General features: G+C 64.1%; 17 protein-coding genes and 1 tRNA gene. 9 read left to right on the forward strand and 9 right to left on the reverse strand.

All coding sequences use genetic code 11. The features are described from left to right. Positions 1–112: 112 nt before the first annotated feature. The 5 genes from RBA41_RS00965 to fusA form a co-directional block, all read right to left on the reverse strand. On the reverse strand, positions 113–2,482 hold the full coding sequence (locus RBA41_RS00965) for a hypothetical protein (RefSeq protein ID WP_306620081.1): 2,370 nt from the start codon (positions 2,480–2,482) through the stop codon (positions 113–115). A gap of 28 nt (positions 2,483–2,510) precedes the next feature. Continuing rightward, positions 2,511–2,582: transfer RNA gene (locus RBA41_RS00970), tRNA-Lys, on the reverse strand. 111 nt (positions 2,583–2,693) lie between these two features. Then, the gene (locus tag RBA41_RS00975; protein WP_306620082.1) at positions 2,694–3,101 is read right to left on the reverse strand and encodes a hypothetical protein; all 408 of its coding nucleotides are present in this window, start codon (positions 3,099–3,101) and stop codon (positions 2,694–2,696) included. Further along, positions 3,101–3,568, reverse strand: coding sequence for a hypothetical protein (locus RBA41_RS00980; RefSeq protein WP_306620083.1), 468 nt, complete (start codon positions 3,566–3,568; stop codon positions 3,101–3,103). The genes RBA41_RS00975 and RBA41_RS00980 overlap by 1 nt, the downstream gene beginning before the upstream one ends. 94 nt (positions 3,569–3,662) lie before the next feature. Beyond that, positions 3,663–5,705, reverse strand: coding sequence for an elongation factor G (gene fusA / locus RBA41_RS00985; protein WP_306620086.1), 2,043 nt, complete (start codon positions 5,703–5,705; stop codon positions 3,663–3,665). A 567-nt stretch (positions 5,706–6,272) separates the two neighbouring features. Here fusA and RBA41_RS00990 point away from each other — a divergent pair. The 4 genes from RBA41_RS00990 to RBA41_RS01005 all read left to right on the forward strand — a co-directional run bounded on the left by RBA41_RS00990 (position 6,273) and on the right by RBA41_RS01005 (position 9,188). After that, positions 6,273–7,460, forward strand: coding sequence for an SEL1-like repeat protein (locus RBA41_RS00990; RefSeq protein ID WP_306620089.1), 1,188 nt, complete (start codon positions 6,273–6,275; stop codon positions 7,458–7,460). Positions 7,461–7,596: 136 nt separating this feature from the next. Further along, positions 7,597–8,004 carry a MerC domain-containing protein gene (locus RBA41_RS00995; protein WP_306620091.1) on the forward strand — a complete coding sequence of 136 codons (408 nt, stop codon included), beginning with the start codon at positions 7,597–7,599 and terminating at the stop codon, positions 8,002–8,004. A 592-nt stretch (positions 8,005–8,596) separates the two neighbouring features. Beyond that, positions 8,597–8,815: a hypothetical protein gene (locus RBA41_RS01000; RefSeq protein ID WP_306620093.1), complete on the forward strand. Its 219-nt coding sequence runs from the start codon at positions 8,597–8,599 to the stop codon at positions 8,813–8,815. Between the two features lie 46 nt (positions 8,816–8,861). Then, positions 8,862–9,188: a ribosomal maturation YjgA family protein gene (locus RBA41_RS01005; protein ID WP_306620095.1), complete on the forward strand. Its 327-nt coding sequence runs from the start codon at positions 8,862–8,864 to the stop codon at positions 9,186–9,188. Between the two features lie 169 nt (positions 9,189–9,357). On the opposite strand, the gene RBA41_RS01010 is transcribed toward RBA41_RS01005, so the two are convergent. Continuing rightward, positions 9,358–10,470: a DNA topoisomerase IB gene (locus tag RBA41_RS01010; RefSeq protein WP_306620097.1), complete on the reverse strand. Its 1,113-nt coding sequence runs from the start codon at positions 10,468–10,470 to the stop codon at positions 9,358–9,360. A gap of 398 nt (positions 10,471–10,868) precedes the next feature. Between RBA41_RS01010 and RBA41_RS01015 the strand changes: the two genes are divergently transcribed. From RBA41_RS01015 to RBA41_RS01030, 4 genes are all read left to right on the forward strand, one after another. Beyond that, positions 10,869–11,669, forward strand: a complete 801-nt coding sequence (locus RBA41_RS01015) for an alpha/beta fold hydrolase (RefSeq protein WP_306620099.1) — start codon at positions 10,869–10,871, stop codon at positions 11,667–11,669. A gap of 234 nt (positions 11,670–11,903) precedes the next feature. After that, positions 11,904–14,624: a sensor domain-containing diguanylate cyclase gene (locus tag RBA41_RS01020; RefSeq protein ID WP_306620101.1), complete on the forward strand. Its 2,721-nt coding sequence runs from the start codon at positions 11,904–11,906 to the stop codon at positions 14,622–14,624. 122 nt (positions 14,625–14,746) lie between these two features. Beyond that, a complete protein-coding gene (locus RBA41_RS01025; protein WP_306620103.1) occupies positions 14,747–15,337 on the forward strand; it encodes an acyl carrier protein phosphodiesterase in 591 nt (196 codons plus the stop codon). Next, positions 15,324–15,893, forward strand: a complete 570-nt coding sequence (locus RBA41_RS01030; protein ID WP_306620105.1) for a hypothetical protein — start codon at positions 15,324–15,326, stop codon at positions 15,891–15,893. The genes RBA41_RS01025 and RBA41_RS01030 overlap by 14 nt, the downstream gene beginning before the upstream one ends. On the opposite strand, the gene RBA41_RS01035 is transcribed toward RBA41_RS01030, so the two are convergent. Continuing rightward, positions 15,859–16,395, reverse strand: coding sequence for a Cif family virulence factor (locus tag RBA41_RS01035; protein WP_306620107.1), 537 nt, complete (start codon positions 16,393–16,395; stop codon positions 15,859–15,861). The genes RBA41_RS01030 and RBA41_RS01035 overlap by 35 nt on opposite strands. 109 nt (positions 16,396–16,504) lie before the next feature. Beyond that, the gene (locus RBA41_RS01040) at positions 16,505–16,666 is read right to left on the reverse strand and encodes a hypothetical protein (RefSeq protein ID WP_306620109.1); all 162 of its coding nucleotides are present in this window, start codon (positions 16,664–16,666) and stop codon (positions 16,505–16,507) included. Positions 16,667–16,756: 90 nt separating this feature from the next. Between RBA41_RS01040 and RBA41_RS01045 the strand changes: the two genes are divergently transcribed. Next, positions 16,757–17,158 carry a GFA family protein gene (locus RBA41_RS01045; RefSeq protein WP_306620111.1) on the forward strand — a complete coding sequence of 134 codons (402 nt, stop codon included), beginning with the start codon at positions 16,757–16,759 and terminating at the stop codon, positions 17,156–17,158. Between the two features lie 12 nt (positions 17,159–17,170). Here RBA41_RS01045 and RBA41_RS01050 read toward each other — a convergent pair whose 3' ends face one another. Next, positions 17,171–17,908 carry a DUF481 domain-containing protein gene (locus RBA41_RS01050; RefSeq protein WP_306620113.1) on the reverse strand — a complete coding sequence of 246 codons (738 nt, stop codon included), beginning with the start codon at positions 17,906–17,908 and terminating at the stop codon, positions 17,171–17,173. Positions 17,909–18,354 lie beyond the last annotated feature (446 nt).

Raw genomic sequence — 18,354 nt, forward strand, 5'->3', positions numbered from 1 at the left:
CCTGACGGCCGGCGCGCATGCAGGAAACAATGATGTCCCGGTCCTGCCTGACAAGCCGGTCACGGATTCATTCGAAGCCGCCGGCATACCCGACCACGGAACAACGTCGTGTTCACACGGCCAGCATCCAGTGAGGCGTGCATGAATATCCGAGCAGTCTGCGCGCACCGCTCGCCACAATCGCCGGCTCGTCCAGCGAGCGGTAAGCGGCGGCCAGTTCCAGCCCTGCCATGGCGGGAGCCAGGCGTTTGCGCAGCCGCGGCGACTGTGGCCCCAGATGTGCATGCGCCCAGGCGATCAATTCGGCGGTGGCAGGGGCAGGGGCCAGCGACAGGAAGAAGATCATCTGGCGCCACGCGTAAGCGGCGTTCTTGACCGCGCGCAGTTCAGCGTGGCTGTTGTCGCGCCGGACCTGCTGGTCGCGGCAGATCCACTCGAAGCATTGCTGCGCCATGCCGTAAAACCGCGGCCGCAGTTCGTCGACCAGTCCGAGCGACGATACCAGTGTGGCCAGGTTCTGGGTGGTGAGGATCTGCTGCTGCTCGATAATCATGGCATTGCCGGCCACGCGGCCATTGCCGTAGGGGATGCCCGCGCGCTCCTCGCACAGGCGAAGGAGCTCTTTTTTGTCGCTTGAAGCCTTGCCCGTCGCCTTGGCCGGCTTCACGAGTTCACGCAAGCGGCCGCGCTGCCGGACATCGATGCCGTAGTAGCGGCAGTACAAACTATCGTCCAGCAGCGCCGTCGCGTGCGCGGCCACCTTGGTGAATTTGGGCGAGAACGCGCCCTCGAATATATCGGCGGCCAGTTCATCCACCAGCGGCAAGTCCAGTCCCGCGTTCGCCGCCAGCGCGCTCATTTCCTGCAACAGCGGATTAGGGATCATCGTGTGGGGGAACGAAGTCAGTGTCAGCACGGTGATTTCTTCGAGCGTCCTGCGGGCGAGTGTCCGAGGCTGCAGGCCGTGCTGCCGCTCGGCGTTGACGGCGGCAAGCCACGGCAGCTCGTGCAGTTGCACCTGATGCTCCAGATTCTGCAACAGCAGGGAGCGGCGGCGACGGAATGCCTGGTACAGCGCGCCGTAAAGGTGTTTCAGCGAGGGGTCTTCGATCGCAGCGCCGTTGATGGCGGCGCTCAACTGCGGCAGCACGCAGCCCAGCGCCTCGGCCGAGCGGACGACGCCGCGTTCGACCAGCGCGGCGATGGTATCGATGTGGCAGCGCTGGAGCTTGGCCAGCAGGGAGGAAGGAATCGCGCTGCCGGCGCCTTCGCCGAGATTGGCCGCTTCCGCCGCGGTGACTGTCACGCCGACCGGAGCCAGATCATCGATTCCGCCTTCCTGCGGGTAGGCACGCAGGCGCTCGGCCAGTACGCCGGCCAGCAGATGGTGCGGCACGCCTCGCACCTGCCTGGCCTGCTCGCTGCGCAGCGCAGCGCATTGGGCCGATCCGGGAAGGCCGCGTTTGCCGATATACCTGGCCAGGATGAGACGGATCTTGCCGACGTCGCGCCCCGTCAGCGTGGCCGGTTCCTTCACGCAGATGCGCAGATAGTCGAGCAATTGCGCCACGCTGTCGTCTTTGTGCCGGGTCACGCTCTGCCCGTACCACTCGTGCAGCAGGGCCTCGCCGCGCGTGTGCCATTGGGCCGGATAGTGGCGGCACGGCCAGCCGCCGGCGATGCGGAATTTGCCGGTGACGCCGTCGCGCCATGCGCCGCTGGCATCGATATCGATCGACGGCGGCTCACCCTCGACGCTATCGATAAACAGCTGGACCACGCGGTCATACAGCGGCAGCAGCACGCGCACGGTATCGCGCTGCGTCATGATGCGGCGGTTCGGTGCGCGCCGTTCGTGCAAGGCCAGCGCCACCTCACGCACGGGCTTGAGAAAGACGCGCTCGCCGAAGCGGCGTGCTTGCGCAGCGGGCGCCGGAAAAAAGCGCAAGCGGTCGAACCAGGGCGCGATGGCACTGAGCACCTCGCGCGCCGCATCCGCTTTGCCATGGCGGGTGAGCCAGGCCACGACCAGCAGGGCGCCTTCCTCGGGCACGTTGACGTCGTAGCAGCCTGAGTCGAGCAGGGCGTACAGGTCCGCCATCCCGTCGTCGGTCAGCAGGCGCGCGTTGAGCCAACGGCGCGCATCGGGCGCGGGCGCCATACCGGCCGCGGCCAGTGTCTGCAGTTCGTGGTCGAGCAAGGCGCCGCCGGCCTTGAAATCGCCCGTGGCGAAGCCGCCCTTGACGATATCGGGCGTGACCCAGGCGGGAACCCCGGCCAGCGGAGTGCGCGAGCCGACGTCGATCGATCCCGTCAACATGCCGGCCATGACCTGCTCCCACTGCCGCGCCTTGTCGCGCGCGCGTTCGCGCACCTGCGGGTCAGGGTGGTCGGTGTTGGTACGCAGGGCGGCAGCCAGTTGCAGTGCCGCGTAGCCGGGCGCAATGCGGAGAGGTTCCGCGCCGGAAGCGTCGTTATCCACGTGGTATCCATTGAAATGAAGTGTTGGGGTCCGGAAGCTGGAATCGAACCAGCACCTACTCAGTTAAAAGCCGAGTTCTCTGCCATTGAGTTATTCCGGAATTGTTTGCATGGACGCGGCGCCCAGCAGCATTGATGAAAATCAATGCTCAGACGACCACACTAGCAGCTTTGCCAACTTTACTCAATGCACTGGCGAAAAATGTTTTGTTTTATGGCGCCGTTGAGTCGACCGGCGCATACAGTCCTGCCGCGCGCAGCGCCTCGCGCATGGCCATCACAGTGGCCATCTGATAACAGCTGATTTTGGAGTCGGTGCTGTTGTACGCCCCGTCCACGACGCGGATGCGGCAGCCGCTGAGATAGTCGCCGTCAAACGCGTCTTCTGCCAGCACGTGCTTGATGCTGCTGATTACCGCGTCGAGGAACATGACAGGAATCTGTTCCTCCGACACTTCCCAGCTTAATGTGCAGCCGTATTCCGGTACTGGTTCCAATACCAGATCGATCACGCCGAAACGCCCGGGAGGCCCCATCTGGCGCACGAACCTGCCGGTACCCGTGCAGCGCGTGTGCAGCGGGACGCCACGAGACCCTGGTGTAAGCAGGTAGATTTCCATCAATGCCGCTCCGCTGCCTGGCGCGACTCGATTGCCTGAACTCCGTCGCACAAAGGGCAAAACGAGGTGAAGGTGTCAAGCACGGCGTCGGCCGGCATGGCCGGGAAAATCGCCTTGATCAAATCGGACGGCGCATCGAACAGTTCCGCGAAGCCGCACTTGCCGCATCCGTGGATAAGCCAGGATGGGCGTTCCTTGATGTACTTCTCGCTGACCATCAGCGGGTGGCCGGTGCCGGTGGCGATGAAGCGGATCGATTGATTGATGCGCACCGTTTCCAGCTGCGTTGGAGCGATGATGACGCGTCCCGTAAAAATATCTCCCTCCACGCCGGTGATGGTCACCCAAGCGAGTTCGGGATGCGCACTGGTCATGCGCCGGCCGCCGTCGTGGATGATGACCTGAATGTCGTCCGGATGATTCGGATGAAGCTTGCCCGCCAGGGCGGGATGCGTGCGCCATTTCATGACGTTGTCTTTCTTATTAGTGCGATTGCAGCGCAAAGCGCGGAAAAAAGGGCCGGGAATCGCTTCCCGGCCCCGAAACTACTTTACACCATTGCTACGCGGCGATTGCCTCGGCGCGTTGCTGCATGCGCGGCGCGTGCCTTGCATACACCGCGCTGGCAAACGCGCGCCCTTGCGAGAGCGAACGCAAACTGGTCGTGTGGCCGAACAGATTCGCCAGCGGCACATCGGCAACCACTTCAACGCGGCCGGTCAGCTCTTCGATGCCGAGCACCTTGCCGCCGCGGCGCTGCAGGTCGCCAATGACATCGCCCGCATTCACGGCCGGTGCATCGACGCTCACCGTCATGACCGGTTCCAGCATCAGCGGATGTGCACGCTTCAGCCCGGCCAAGGTGCCTTCCTTGGCCGCCACCGTGAACGCCATGTCGTTGCTGTCGACCGCGTGGTAGTCGCCATCGAGCAGGGTCACCCTGACGCCCGTGACCGGGTAGCCGAGAGGACCTTGCGCCAGCGCCTGCCGCACGCCTTTTTCGATGGCCGGAATGAAATTCGCAGGCACAACACCGCCCTTGATCGCATTCTCGAAGGCAAACACGCCATCGAACTGTTCAACCCGCAAAACGACGCGTGCATACTGCCCGCTGCCGCCATTTTGCTTCGACACTTTGCCTTCCAGTTCCACTGCGGGCCCGGCGATGGTTTCGCGATAGGCAACCTGAGGCGCACCCACCGTGACTTCCACGCCCGTTTCACGGCGCACACGCTCCAGCACCACGTCCAGATGCAGTTCGCCCATGCCCCACAGCACCGTCTCGCCGCTGAGCGGATCGCTTTCGAGGCGCAAAGACGGGTCTTCGCGACGGAAGCGATCGAGCGCGGCGAGCATCTTGCCACGGTCGCCACCCTTGCCTGGTTCGATCGCCAGCGCCACCACCGGTTCACCTGCGTGAATGGTTTCCAGCACCAGCGGCACGGCTTTGGTCGACAAGGTATGCCCGGTCAACGCATCCTTCAGGCCGGCGATGGCAATAATACTGCCGGCCTGCGCCTGGGCGACGCCGGTACGGCGGTCCGCATGGATCACATACAGCCGGCCCACGCGCACCGTCGTTTCGAGCGACGCATTCCACAGCACATCGCCTTCGCGCAGGGTGCCGCCGTACAGCCGCACATACGACAGCGAACCGTGGTCGTCGTGCACCACCTTGAACACCAGCGCCGCCAGCGGGTCGCCGTCGCCGGTGCCAACCGTCACCGGTGCACCGTCCAGGCGCGCCACGGGGGCCGCGCGTTCGTCGGGCGAAGGCAGCCAGTCGATGATGGCGTCGAGCAGCGGCTCGATGCCGGCATTGCGGTACGCCGAGCCGGCAAGCACCGGCACCGCGCGCCGTGCCAGCGTCATGGCGCGCAAACCAGTGCGCACATCCGCCGGCGACAGCGTGTCGTGCGCCAGGAAGGCGAGCGTGAGCGCGTCGCTGGCATCGGCCGCCACTGCGGCGGCGTGTGCATAGGCTGCCTCGGCCGCAGCGTGCAGATGCGGGGGCAGGGCGCTTGCGGTCATCAGGCCAGCCGCATCCCAGGCGAGGAAACGCTTGCCGAGCACGTCGATGGTGCCTTCAAACGCATCGCCGGCGCCGACCGGAATGCTCAAAGGCACGGCCAGGGCGCCAAGGCGCGACGCGATCTGGCCCACCACGCGGCCGAAGTCGGCGCCGGTGCGGTCCATCTTGTTGATGAACACAATGGTCGGCACGCCGTGTTTCTGCGCCTGGCGCCAGACGGTTTCGGTCTGGGGCTGGATGCCGGCCACGCCGCACAGCACCGTGACGGCGCCGTCGAGCACGCGCAGCGAACGTTCGACTTCGATGGCGAAGTCGATGTGGCCGGGCGTATCGATCAGCGTGAAGGCGTGGCCGTTCCAGGCGCAGCGGGTGGCGGCCGCGCCGATGGTGATGCCGCGTTCTTTTTCCAGGTCCATGCTGTCCATGGTGGCGGTGCCCTCATGGACTTCGCCGGTGCGGTGGATCTCGCCGGTTTTCAGGAGAATGCGTTCGGACAGGGTGGTTTTGCCGGCGTCGATGTGGGCAATGATACCGAAGTTGCGCGAGTTGGCGCGAAGGACTGTAGCAGTCATGATGGTGCTTTCTAACATAGCGAGCGGTCGTGGATTGTCTTTGGGGACAAGCGCCGCGGGAGCCATGCGACCACCCTTGTTCAGTGATCCCGCGCGCGTTCTTCGTCGGCTAACTTCATGATATATATGCTCCTAAGCAACTACTGTGTGTGGGTGTGGCAAGCGAAACTGCAAAAACAAAAAAGGCCCGAAGTGGGCCTTTTTTTGATGGGTGCTCGTCAAGAGCGAATCAAGGGGCGCACTGTCGCGGCCCGGGACGTTGTGAGCAACGTGCCGGGAGGGCGAAGGTAAAAAAGAGGATGTCCATTGAGTTCATGGCCGCAAGCTTATTGCCCCGTTTGGGAAATGTCAAGCCATTATTGTGTTGTTGATTCGTCACGCGGAAGCGCATTCCAGACCGTCCCCGCTATGGTGGGACGGGTATTTTTTCAAAACATTGAATATAACCAACATTTCAGCGTGCTCTGATGTGAAAATACTGCTTTGTTGCACAATGAATATTTACGCTGGCGCGCACATGCCGCGCGAGTGCCCGACAACATCGCAAAACACAGCAGGAATTTGAATATGAAACACCTCTCCAGCCGCTATGCGTGCGGCCTGATCGCCGCGCTACTGCTCTCGGCGTGCGCCACGCAGGAAACCGGAACGGCAGATGCGGCATCGGCCGGTAACGGCGCGGCCCCGGGCAGCCTGGTCGCCAACGGAAAACTGACGCCGGAAGGTGAGCTGCGGCGCGAACGCGCGTTCAAGGCGTATCAGGCAGGGAACAAGGCGCTGGCGTATTCCGAATGGCTGGGGATCGCCGAGCAAGGCTTCGGCGAGTCGCAGTTCAATATCAGCGTGATGGAGAGCGATGGCGACACCGGCGCGCCCAACGTGGCCAAGGCCCTGACGTGGCTGCAGAAGGCGGCCGATGCCAATTATCCGGAAGCCCAGTTCCAGCTCGGCCAGCGCTACAACAAGGGCGATGGCGTGACCAAGGACGTGGCCAAGGCCGTGGCTTACTGGCGCAAATGCGCCGCGCTCGGCGAAAACCGCTGCGCGTTCAATGCCGCGGTGGCGCTGGCATCGGGCCAGGGCGTGCCGCAGGATCGTGCCGGCGCGATCGCGCTGTTCACCGAAGCGGCCAGCGGCCCGACGGCCCTGGTGCCGGCGCAGTCCGAACTAGGCAAGATGTATCTGCAGGGCAGCGACAAGGAGCGCGACTACGCCAAGGCGCGCCAGTGGCTCGAACTTGCCGCCGCCGGCAACGATACCGATGCCCAGTACAACCTCGGCGTGATGTATGGCCAGGGCTTCGGCGTCAAGGCCGACAAGCGCAAGGCTGTCGCCTTGTACCAGCGCGCCGCCAAGCAGGGCCATCCGATGGCATCGAATAACCTCGGCGGTGCCTACCGCTTTGGCGAGGGCCTGCCGAAAGACCAGAAAAAGGCCGTGGCCATGTTCAAGCAAGCCCACGACGGCGGCGACATGCAGGGTACCGTCAACCTGGCCGACATGACGTTCAAGGGGTGGGGCGTGCGCGCCAACAAGACGGCGGCAGTGGAACTGTACAAGGCCGCCGCCGATGCCGGCCATCCGGTCGCACGCTGCCGTTACGCGCAGGCGCTGCGCCATGGCGACGGCGTGGCGAAGAATGCCGGCCAGGCCAACCGTCTGCAGGAAGCGGCGAACAATGCGAATACGCCTTGCGACAGCGATGCGCCGCTCGGCGAGTGGGTGGTCAACCGCAGGACCAGCGGCCGCTCCTGAACGGCATGGATGAGCGCTGACGGCGGCGCGGGCAGGGCAGGGCGCATATGCAATCCGGTTGCATTTGCGCCCGTCTTGGGCTATGATTGTGTTTTGCAACACAGTTGCACCAAGCAGCGCGAGTCTGGTCAGGTCGATGATAAAACAAGTAATTGGAGTGGCGGACTACGCCGGCATGACGGCGGCCGCATTGTGCCTGCTGCACTGCCTTGGGCCGCCGCTGCTGATGGCCGCTTTTCCCCTCATGAACTGGTTTCCGCATGACGACGGCCTGCATGCCTGGCTGCTGGTCCTGGTCGCACTGCCGGCACTGATTGCCCTGGTAGCCGGTTTTCGCCAGCACCGGCGCGCGCTGGTGCTGGCCTTGGGCGCGTGCGGTTTCGCCTGCTGCTGCGCGGCGGTGCTGGTCGCCGGCCCCCGTTATGGCCACGGCGCCGAAGCCATTTTGACCAGCATCGGCGGCCTGTTCATCTTCGCCGCCCACCTGAAAAACCGTTCGTTCTGCTCCGGCTGCACGCTGGCCAAACAGCCCGGCTGCTGCTGACCGTTCAGTTGCGCGCGGCGGGAAGTCTCCGCCCGCGCAGCCAGTCCGGCAACGTCTCCGTCCCCACACCCCATTGCCTTGCCATGTAAGAAGCGAGTTGGACGCAGCTCTGCGTGTCGACGAACATTGATCGCATACAACGCCATGCTGCGACGAGGAATATGATCACACGAAACTAAACAGCTAACCATCCCGGCAGGCGCACGCATGCCGAAATCAGAAAATGAAACGCAGTATCCGGGATATGACATGCCACAGCGCTTTGGGAACATCGTTATCGCCGACTTCCGGTAGTTTGCCGGCGCCCGCAATCACGCTGCCTCCTTGCGCACGCCATGCTTCGCGACAGGCCGTTATCTGGCGGGTCGAGGCGGCCGCCGGGCAGGTGCACTGCGCGCACACGATGGCGCCGGACGCATTTGCCGTCCCGCAGCTAAGGCACGACCAGATGTAGTCAGGCATGTTGAGTGATCAGAAAAGAGAAGCTGCCGATGATACACGCTGGCGCCGGCAATACGGGCAAAGCGCTTATCCAGGCACCGTGCTTTCTTGTATCATGAGCGGCTTTGATTTTCCGGTCAGGATCGCCCCGATGTTTGCTTTAAAATTGAGCGCCGCTGGCGCCTTCTCCGCCGTGCTGTCGTGTGCCGCCATGGCGGCTGGCACGCCGGTGCGCCAGTCGTCCCTCGACCTGTACGACCACGCGCGCCACAACGATATGTTCGACGGCGGCAGCGAGGAACTCAAGGCACGCATCCTCGCTGAAATCGAAAAATTCTTGCAGAAGCAGGGCGGCTCCAATGGTGCGTGACAGACGCTGGATTGCCGCCGGATGTGTGATCGTGGTCGCGTGCGGCATGGCGACGCGTAAATATCCCTCGGTGTTGTCGCATTACTTCGGAAACTATCCGGGCGATGCGCTGTGGGCCTTGCTGGTGTTCCTGTTGTGGGCGTTTTGCCTGCCGCGCGCAAAAACCGGCACGCTGGTCGTGCTTGCGCTGGGCACAGCGTTCGCGGTCGAGTTTATGCAGTTGTACCAGGCGCCGTGGATCAGGCAGGTGCGCGCCACGAAAGTGGGGCATCTGGTCCTCGGCAGCGGCTTCGACTGGCGCGATCTGGTCGCCTACACTGTGGGCGTGAGCCTCGGCGGCTTGCTGGACCGGGCGCGTGCGATGCTGCGCTAGTGGCTGTGCGCCGCACCGCTTTTCTCTGTCGGAAGATCGTTGCCCGCGTTGGTGGCCCGCGACTTCGCCGCAACGGTGGCCAGTAATCAGGCCGGCGGCCCGGCCATTGTGACGGCGACGCTCATCCTCTGTCACAATGCGCCAATAACGCCCGGGCGCAACCCCGTCCCTAGCGGGCGGCCTTGCGCTTGACTGGCGGAACCTGCAGGCGCTGCTGCAAAAACGCCACCACGGCCGCTTCTTCCGGCTGCAACTCGTGCAGATCCTCCACCAGCTCGCGCCGTGTGCTCTCGCGCATCGCCTCGAGCACGGTGCCGTCCAGGTAAGCGTCGAGAATGGCCGGGTGCACATAGCACTTGCGGCAGATCGACGGTGTGTTGCCCAGCTTTTCGGCCACCGATTCGATCGCGCGCACGATGTTTTTCTTGGCTTGCGCTTCGGAATCGAAATTCTCGAACTCCTGCAATGCCAACGCCGCCAGCACCGTGCCCGACCAGGTACGGAAATCCTTGGCGGTGTAATCCTCGCCGGTAATGTCGCGCAGGTAGTCGTTCACGTCGGACGAGTCGACCGTGTGCGCGTTGCCGTCGTCATCTTCGTAATGAAACAGTTCCTGCCCCGGCAAGTCGCGGATGCGGCTGATGATGCGCGCCAGGCGCCGGTCTTCGACCTTCACATTGTGGAACACGCCGCTCTTGCCGCGGAAACGGAACTCGACCGCCTTGCCGTCGATGCGCACGTGGCGGTCGCGCAGGGTGGTCAGGCCGAAGGATTTGTTCTGGCGCGCATATTCCTCGTTACCGATCCGCATCATGGTCGCTTCCAGCAGGTACACGATGGTGGCGAGCACCTTTTCGCGCGGCAGGCCGGGGCGTTTGAGATCGGCGCCGACGGTGCGGCGGATAGCGGGCAGGGCCTTGCCGAAGCTGATCATGCGTTCGTATTTGACTTCGTCGCGCAGGTTGCGCCATTTGGCGTGGTAGCGGTATTGCTTGCGCTGTTTGGCGTCGCGCCCGGTGGCCTGCAGGTGGCCGTTGGCCAGCTTGCAGATCCACACATCGGTCCAGGCCGGAGGAATGGCGAGCGCGCGGATGCGTGCCAGGGTGTCCTCGTCGGTGACGGTCTCGCCGCTGGCGTCGAGGTAGATGAAGTGCTTGCCCTGCGCCTTGCGCGTGATGCCCGGTGAGCTGTCGCTGACGTAGCGCAATCCGGCGGATTTGGCGGCGGCGAGCACGTCGCCTGAGGGCGCCGGGGTCGGGGCGCTGGGTTCGTCTCTTTTCATGGTTGACTCGGGTGCAGTGGGAACATGCGCGGTGCTGTTAGTGGCATGCGAAATACTACACGCGGCTGGCCCGCTAAGCGGTTCGTTTCACACCCGGGCCGATGCGCCGCCGCCTTACCGTGCCGGGATGGACAGCATGGTGCGCAAGTGAACGCCTGACCGGTCGGTAAATTGCTAGAATCGCACCCCGCCCATGGCCGGCGCGCCGCTGGAGTTCGTGTAATGACGTCGATGTGAATCTGATAATGAGAATGCTAATGTCTAAAAAACGCTATTCGGGCTGGCCTTGATGGGTGCGGCGCTGTCCGCAAGCGCCGCGGGGCGTGCGGTTGCTGCTGACATCCGATGCAAGCCGTCGCCGCCAGAAGCAAGCCTCTTCACAGACGTGAAGTGTTCGCATGCGCATCGGCGAGCTTGACCTGAACGTCCGCTCGGCGGGCAGCGGTGCGCCTTTGCTCTGGGCCCACGGCATGATGTCGTCGATGGAAGCGGAAGACGCGCTCGGCATCCTCCAGTGGCAGCATTTTTCCGCCTCGCTGCGCCTGGTGCGCTACGACGCGCGCGGCCATGGCGCCAGCGCGGCATGCGCGCCCGCTACCTGGCACGCGCTCGGGCAAGACATGCTGGCCCTCGCCGACGCCCTCGGCGAAGACACCTTCATCGCCGGCGGCTGGTCGATGGGTTGCGCCAGCGCGCTGCACGCCGCGCTGCACGCGCCCGTACGCGTCGACGGTCTCGTGCTGATCTTGCCGCCCACCTTGTGGGAGGCGCGCATTGCCCAAGCCGCACTGTACCGGCGCGCCATCGCGCTCGCGCAGTCGGTGGGCGGCGCGCGCTACGCCCGGCTGATCGCCAGGGATGGCGGCGCGCTGCCGCCCTGGCTGCTGAAAGCCGCACCGCACCTGGCCGCAGCCGCCCGCTACGGCATGCGGGACCTGAGCACGCCGGGCATGCTTGCGCTGTATGAAAGCGCGGCGGTGTCCGACCTGCCGCCACGCGCGGCCCTTGAGGCGCTGTCGGGCACCCCGGCCCTGATCGTCGGATGGGCCGGCGACCCGACCCACCCGCTGGCCTCGGCACACGAACTGCATCGGCTGCTTCCCAATTCAAACTTGTTCATCGCACAAGACCATCAGGACGTGCTGACTATTCCCACCCGCCTGCGCGAGTTCGTCCAGGCAACCGCCGCCAGGCGTTGACCGTCTCGACTTGGCGTAGCGCAATTATCGCCACCCAAACTGTTGTTGTTGCGTCCCATGGTGATATTTTCCACGGGAAATAATGTACACTCAGGAGCATCAGTACGCTGGCGCCACACCTTTGCGCCGGCCGTGCACCGGAGGCGCCCGCACCAGGCGGCCCCCGGAATTTCCCCGGCCCAGCCCCGCCGATTCGTCGTCTTTACAACTAATCCGACAATCGCCACACACCTCATGTTTACCCGTCGCCGCTGGATTCCTGGCCCCGTGTCGCTCAAAGCGCGCTTTTCGCTGGCCGTTGGCATGCTGATCGTCCTGACCGCCACGGTGCTGACCGTCGCGGCGGTGCTGATCGTGCAGCGCGGCATCGAGACGGTGGTGGGCGAGCGCGAAGCGTCGCTGATCAGCCAGGTGGCGCGCGACCTGGACAACAAATTCCTGATCCGTCAGCAAGCCCTGATGCGGCTGGCGCACGACCTGGAAGTGCGTCCGCACCCATCCGCCGCTTTCCAGGACAAGCTGGAGCAGTATCACAGCATGGATGGGTTTTTTACCAATATGTCGGTGCTGGACGCCCAGGGCGAGCAGGTTGCCAACATGGACTATCCGGATACGCGCGGCCAGCTGAATTTTTCGACACGCGATTATTTCCTCGACACCATCCGCACCGACGGCCCGGTCATCTCGCGCCCGCTGCGCAGCCAGCTCAGCGGCCGGCCGGTGGTGATCATGACCGCGCCCATCCACGACAAGGGGGGCCAGATCAGCCATATCCTGGTCGGCACGATCGACCTGGCCAAGGACAGCTTCATCAAGGAACTGTCGATCGGGCAGGTTGGCAAGACCGGCTACTTCTATATCCTGAGCCGCGAGGGCGTGTTCGTCTCCCATCCGGACGAACGGCGCATCCTGCGCAGCATCGACGATGGCGGCAAGCGCGCGCCCTCGGTCGACCTGGCCCTGGGCGGCTACGAAGGCACGCTGCGCTCGGCCGCCGACAGCGGGGCCGACGCGCTGGTTTCCTACAAGCGCCTGGCCAGCACCGGCTGGCTGCTGTGCGGCGTGTATCCGTCCGCGGAAGCGTTCGCGTTCGCCAACAAGATGCGCTGGAACGCGGCCATCATCGCGGCCTTGCTGATGCTGGTGATCGGCCCGGTCGCCTGGTTCATGATCGGTCGCCAGCTGCGCCCGCTCAAGCGCCTTGGCGCGCGCATGGCGGCCGGGCGCGGCGCGGTGGCGCAGGACGAGCCGTATGCGGACGATGAAATCGGCGAACTGTGGCGCGCTTTCGACACCCTGATGGCCGAGCGCGACCAGGCCGAGCGCGCCGTCGCCGACAGCGAGCGCAACCTGCGCATGGTGGCCGACAACGTTCCCGCGCTGGTCGGCTATGTCGACAGGAACGAGCGCTTCGTCTTCGGCAACGAGCGCTACAGCGCCTTCTTCGGCATCTCGGCGCGCCAGATTCCCGGCAAGAGCGTGCGCGAGGTGATCGGCGAGGCGCTCTACAAGGCCAGCAAGGCTTACCTGGACGCGGCGCTGAGCGGGCGCGCGGTGCAATTCGAGCGCCAGGTCATGCGCCGCGGCGTGCCCCAGTGGGACCGGGTCGCCTACAACCCCGATATCGACGCGGCCGGCGTGGTGCAGGGCTACTTCGTGCTGGTCGACGACATTACCGAACTGAAGGCCACCCAGCAAGTGCTGGCGATGAGCGAAAAACGCATCCGCACCATCGCCGACAACATGCCGGCGCTGATCGGCTACGTCGATACCGAATACCGCTACACCTTTTGCAACCGCGCCTACGCCACCATCACCGACATTGCCCCGGAACAGATCGTCGGCCGCACGGTCAGCGACGTCTTCGGGCCCAAGGTGTTTGCGGCGGTGGCGGCCCAGATGGCGGCCGCGCTGGCCGGCAGGCGCGTGTCGTTCGAGCGTCCCGCCGCCGAGCTCAAGGGCGAACGCTACCTGCAGACCGAATACATTCCCGACATCGGCGCCGACGGCAAGGTGGCCGGGTTCTACACGATGGTGATGGACATCACCGAGCGCAAGGCGGCCGAACTGGCCCTGTCCGCCCAGCAGCGCCTGCTGCACACGGTGACCGACAACCTGCCGGCGCTGGTCAATTTCATGGACCGCGACGGCCGCTTCGGCTTCGTCAACCGGCATCACGAAAGCTGGTTCGGGCGGCCGCTGGCGCGCATCCACGGCAGCCTGGTGAGCAGCCTGTTCTCGCCCGAAGAGGCCGAGGTGCACCAGCGCGCGTTCGACGACGCCATGACCGGCAGCACCGTCAAGTTCGATTTCGCGCGCATGCAGGGCAACGAGCGGCGCCACTACCAGGCTACCTACATTCCCCAGGTCGACGCCGCCGGCAACGCGGTCGGCGTGACCGGCCTGGTCAACGATGTGACCGATTCCAAGCTGCTGGAAGAACAGCTGAGCGCGCTGGCGCGCTTCGACGCGCTGACCGGTTTGCCGAACCGCACCCAGCTGACCGAGCGCATCGGCCGGGCCCAGACCCGCAGTGCCCGCAACGGCAACGTGATGGCGGTGATGTACCTGGATCTGGACAAGTTCAAATCGATCAACGACAGCTTCGGCCACAGCGGCGGCGACACGGTGCTGGTCGAGTTCGGCCGGCGCCTGTCGGCCTGCGTGCGCCAGAGCGATACCGTGGGGCGCCTGGCCGGCGACGAATTCGTCATCCTGCTCGAAGGCTTGCAGGACGTGTCCGAGTGCGCCGTGGTGGCGCGCAAGATCATCAAGGTCATGGAAAAGCCGTTCGACATCGACGGCGTGGCGCGCATCGTCAGCACCAGCATCGGCGTGGCGACGGCGGAAAACGGCCGGGCCGGGGTCGACACGCTGCTCAAGCATGCCGACGACGCGCTGTACCGGGCCAAGGATTCCGGGCGCAACCGGTATGCCATGACCTCGGTAAAGTAGTAGCACAACATGCAGGATGGAAGAACTTTCCCCATGTCATGCCGCCGCGTTTCTTTGGCTTTCCCGCAGGAAAATCCGAAATCTGGCATTCTGCGATCTGGAATTCCATTTGCAGGCTGTGCATGAACTATCTCGCTCATATTTATCTGGCCCGTTACAGCGACGAGGCGATGCTGGGCGCCTTGCTGGGCGACTTTGTCAAGCCGAACTCGGGCGCGCAGTTCAGCCCCGACACCGAAGCCGAAATCCTGATCCACCGCAAGGTCGATACCTTTACCGACAGCCACCCGGTCGTACTCGCCGCCAAGGGTTTGTTCGACGGTCCGGGGCGGCGCTATTCCGGCATCCTGCTCGACGTCTTCTACGACCATGTGCTGGCCCTGCGCTGGGCGCGCTATTCCGACGTGCCGCTGGCCGACTTCATTGCGCGTTTTTACGGCGCGCTGGGCACCCACGCCGGCGTGCTGCCGCCCAACCTGGCCAGGATCGCGCCATACATGATCGAGCAGGACTGGCTCGGTTCGTACCAAAGCTACGCCGGCATCGACATCGCGATCCGGCGCATTTCGACGCGCCTGTCGAAAAACGGCGACGTGATGCGCGATGCGCTGCACGACCTGAAACGGCATGCCGAGGCCATCGCCGACGGCTTCGACCTGTTTTTCCCCGAATTGATCACTTTTGTAGAAAGCCAGCGCAATGAAAGACAATAAACACTATGCGGCGATTTGCCAGTTCTACGGCGACACCCGGGCCGAGCGCTCGGGCGTGCTTCTGATTGCGCATATCGATGAAGGCATTGCGCTGCTCGACGCCATCGGCGCACCGCTGCGGGCCATGGAAGCGTTCTGCATCCATCCGCTGGTGCAGGACGATGGCGCGCTGCTGGCCGCGCTCGCGCCGGAATCGGTGTTCCGCGCGCACCAGCCCGATGCCGCGGTGGTGGCGCTGGCGATGGAATACCGGCGCGTGGCCAATGCCTATTTACCGCACCATTGCGAACGGGCCGACGATGCGATCGAACTGAGCGGCGTGGACGAGGTGAACCAGATGCTGATCGCCGATAAGGTCCAGAACCGCAAGGATTTCGAGCGCCATCACCTCGGCAGGCATGCGCGCAGCGATATCTTGCAGCTGTACTTTGCCAACTGGCTGCGCCGGCTCGGCGTGTCGGAGGAACGCTACGCGCAGTTATGCGGGCGCGCCTCGGCTGCGGCTGCGGCGCCGCAAGGGCTTATTTCGGCCGAGGCGGCGGCAGAACCGGGTTGAATTCCATCGACCAGATCACCGAATTGATTTTCCAGCCGCCGGTGGTGCGCACCAGCTGCCAGCTCTCCTGGCCCCAGTTCGATTTGTAGCCGTCGGCCACATAGCTGTAGTCGAAATAGACCTGGGCCACATCGCCATTCGAGTCGATGCGCACATTGTCGAACGTTTCTTCCACCGGATGCGGACTCTCGACGATGTTGTCGATAAATGCGGTCGCGCTGCCGGTCCCGGAAATCTTTTTGATATCCGGTTTGGACTGGGCCTTGCGCCGCTCGTTCGCCATCTTGACGCTGTTATCGGTGACTACGCCGATCCACGGAATCGAGGGCGAATACAGCAAATCCATGAAGGCCGGTTTATCCTTCCTGATCACGGCGGTGCGAAACGTCTCGACCACTTTTTCGAGGGCCGCGATATCGGCTGTGGGTGTGGTGCTGCTGGCGGTGGCGGCGAATGCCGGCGCGGACGAGAAAACCAGTGCTGCGATGAACCAGTGTTTCATGTAATCCTTTACGTTGATATGGTCACCGCTAAATAGGCGGATGCCGGAACGGCAATGTAACACGGCAATCGACGGCAAGATTGGCCTTTCGATATGCATATCCGGCGGCTTATTTCAGCCGCACGCGATGCGAAAAATGGAGCGCCACGGCCAGCAAGCCAAGCGCGCCGCCCACCAGCAGCGCGGCTGCCCCGACGTGCGCGATGAGCAGGCCGGCCACGCCCACGCCCATGGCCTGGCCCATGAAAAAACAGGATGCGAACGCCGGCACCGCTGCGTGCCGGCGGCGCCCAGGTAGCTGGCGCCATGCGCCTGCGCGCAGCGCTACACTGGCGCAAACGTGCCATACATGGAGAAGGCGATGAGCTTACTGGGCGGGTGTTGTTGCGGAGCGGTGCGCTACGAAACGTCGGAGCAGGTATTTCATCAAACGATTTGCCACTGCCCGACGTGCCGGCGCGCATGCGGCGCGCCCAACGTGGCCTGGTTCAGCGTGGCGCGTTGGGAGTACCGCGTCACGGCTGGCACGCCGGCGCAGTTCCATTCAAGCACGGACGTCACGCGCACCTTTTGCGGCGCCTGCGGCACCCAGCTGACCTACGCCCACGACGGCAGTCCGGACGAGATCGACGTCACCACCTGCAGCCTCGACAACGCGGAAACGCTGGCCCCGCTCGACCATACCTTTACCTTCTACCGCCTGCCTTGGGACACTGGCGAGGACGGCACGCCGCAGTACCTGCGCACCCGCAGCGAAGGCTGATCCGGGCGGCGCTCAGAACGAATAGACGAGCGTGAGCGAGGTCTGGGTGTCGGTATTTTTCTTGTCGGCCGGCACATTCGTATCGTTACGCGCGATGAAGGCCGCCTTCATCTGCATGGTGCCGTTGATCTTGGTGCTCAGGGCCGCCTCGGCAATCGAGTGCGTGTTCGAGGTGCCGCGCTCGACGCTGACGATTTGCGAGAACAATGCGTTCTGGCTGACCTGCCAGCGCATGGCGGCGGCGCCGCGCACGGTAAAGCCGCTTTCGGGTTCGCCCGTGGCGCGTTCGCCGCTGAAATAGCCCGGACCGATTTCGATGTCGACGCTGGCCGCCGGCGAATCGTACCAGCGCGTGCTGCGCCCGACCGCCATGGTGCTGTACCTGCTGTAAGCGCCGAACTTGTCGCCCACGTGGGCCGCCAGCACGAACAGCTTTTCGTGGTCCTTGACCAGTTTGTAGGCCGCCTTGGCGGAGAGTGAATAGCGTTCGGCCGAGCGCCGGGAGGTACTGTTGCCTTCGCCGTCGCTCACTTCGTCTTCCTTGAAGTGACCGGCGGCGACGTACTGGTTGCTCCAGTCATCGAGTTCCTGGCGCACATCGATTTTCCCCGTGACCGAGTTGCCGGCGGTGTTGCCCGAGGTACTGATGGCGCCCAGTTCGGCGGAAGTGTGCCAGCTGGCGTCGGGGAGGTCGTCGGCGAAGGCCGGGGCGAAGGCCACGGCCAGCGCGAGAAGCGGTAGGAGTTTCATGAGCGTGTTGATGCGGGTGAAAGATTGCCGGCATTGTAACCGAGCTCGGGTTTGGCTGCCCGTCCCGCTGCCGCTCGTCTCGTCGTTCCAGCCGTCCAGCCCGGGCGCCCGCCGCGCGATCGGCGCAAAAAAAGATTGAACTTCATTTTTGCGCCGGTGGTCTATAGCCACTTTACTGTTGCTGTAATGCGTTCCTGACGGGGCTGCGTCTTTCTCGGTGGAGATCGACCTGCGTTCGGAAGTGAGGGGGGGCATGGCCACGGCACCATTTTTTTTGCGCCGCACGCCTACCGCTGGTTCTCAAGGCAGAAGTGGCCGCATCCGGGCTGGCCAGCTTGGCTATGGTTGACTCCTTCGTGGCTAGAAGCGGTATGAGTTTCATGAGGGTGTTGAGATCATTGCCTGATGTACGAATCAACGCAGCCGCAGGAAGTTATTGCGCCTGC

Origin of the sequence: Massilia scottii, assembly GCF_030846495.1 — a bacterium.
Lineage (GTDB): Bacteria > Pseudomonadota > Gammaproteobacteria > Burkholderiales > Burkholderiaceae_D > Telluria_A > Telluria_A violaceinigra.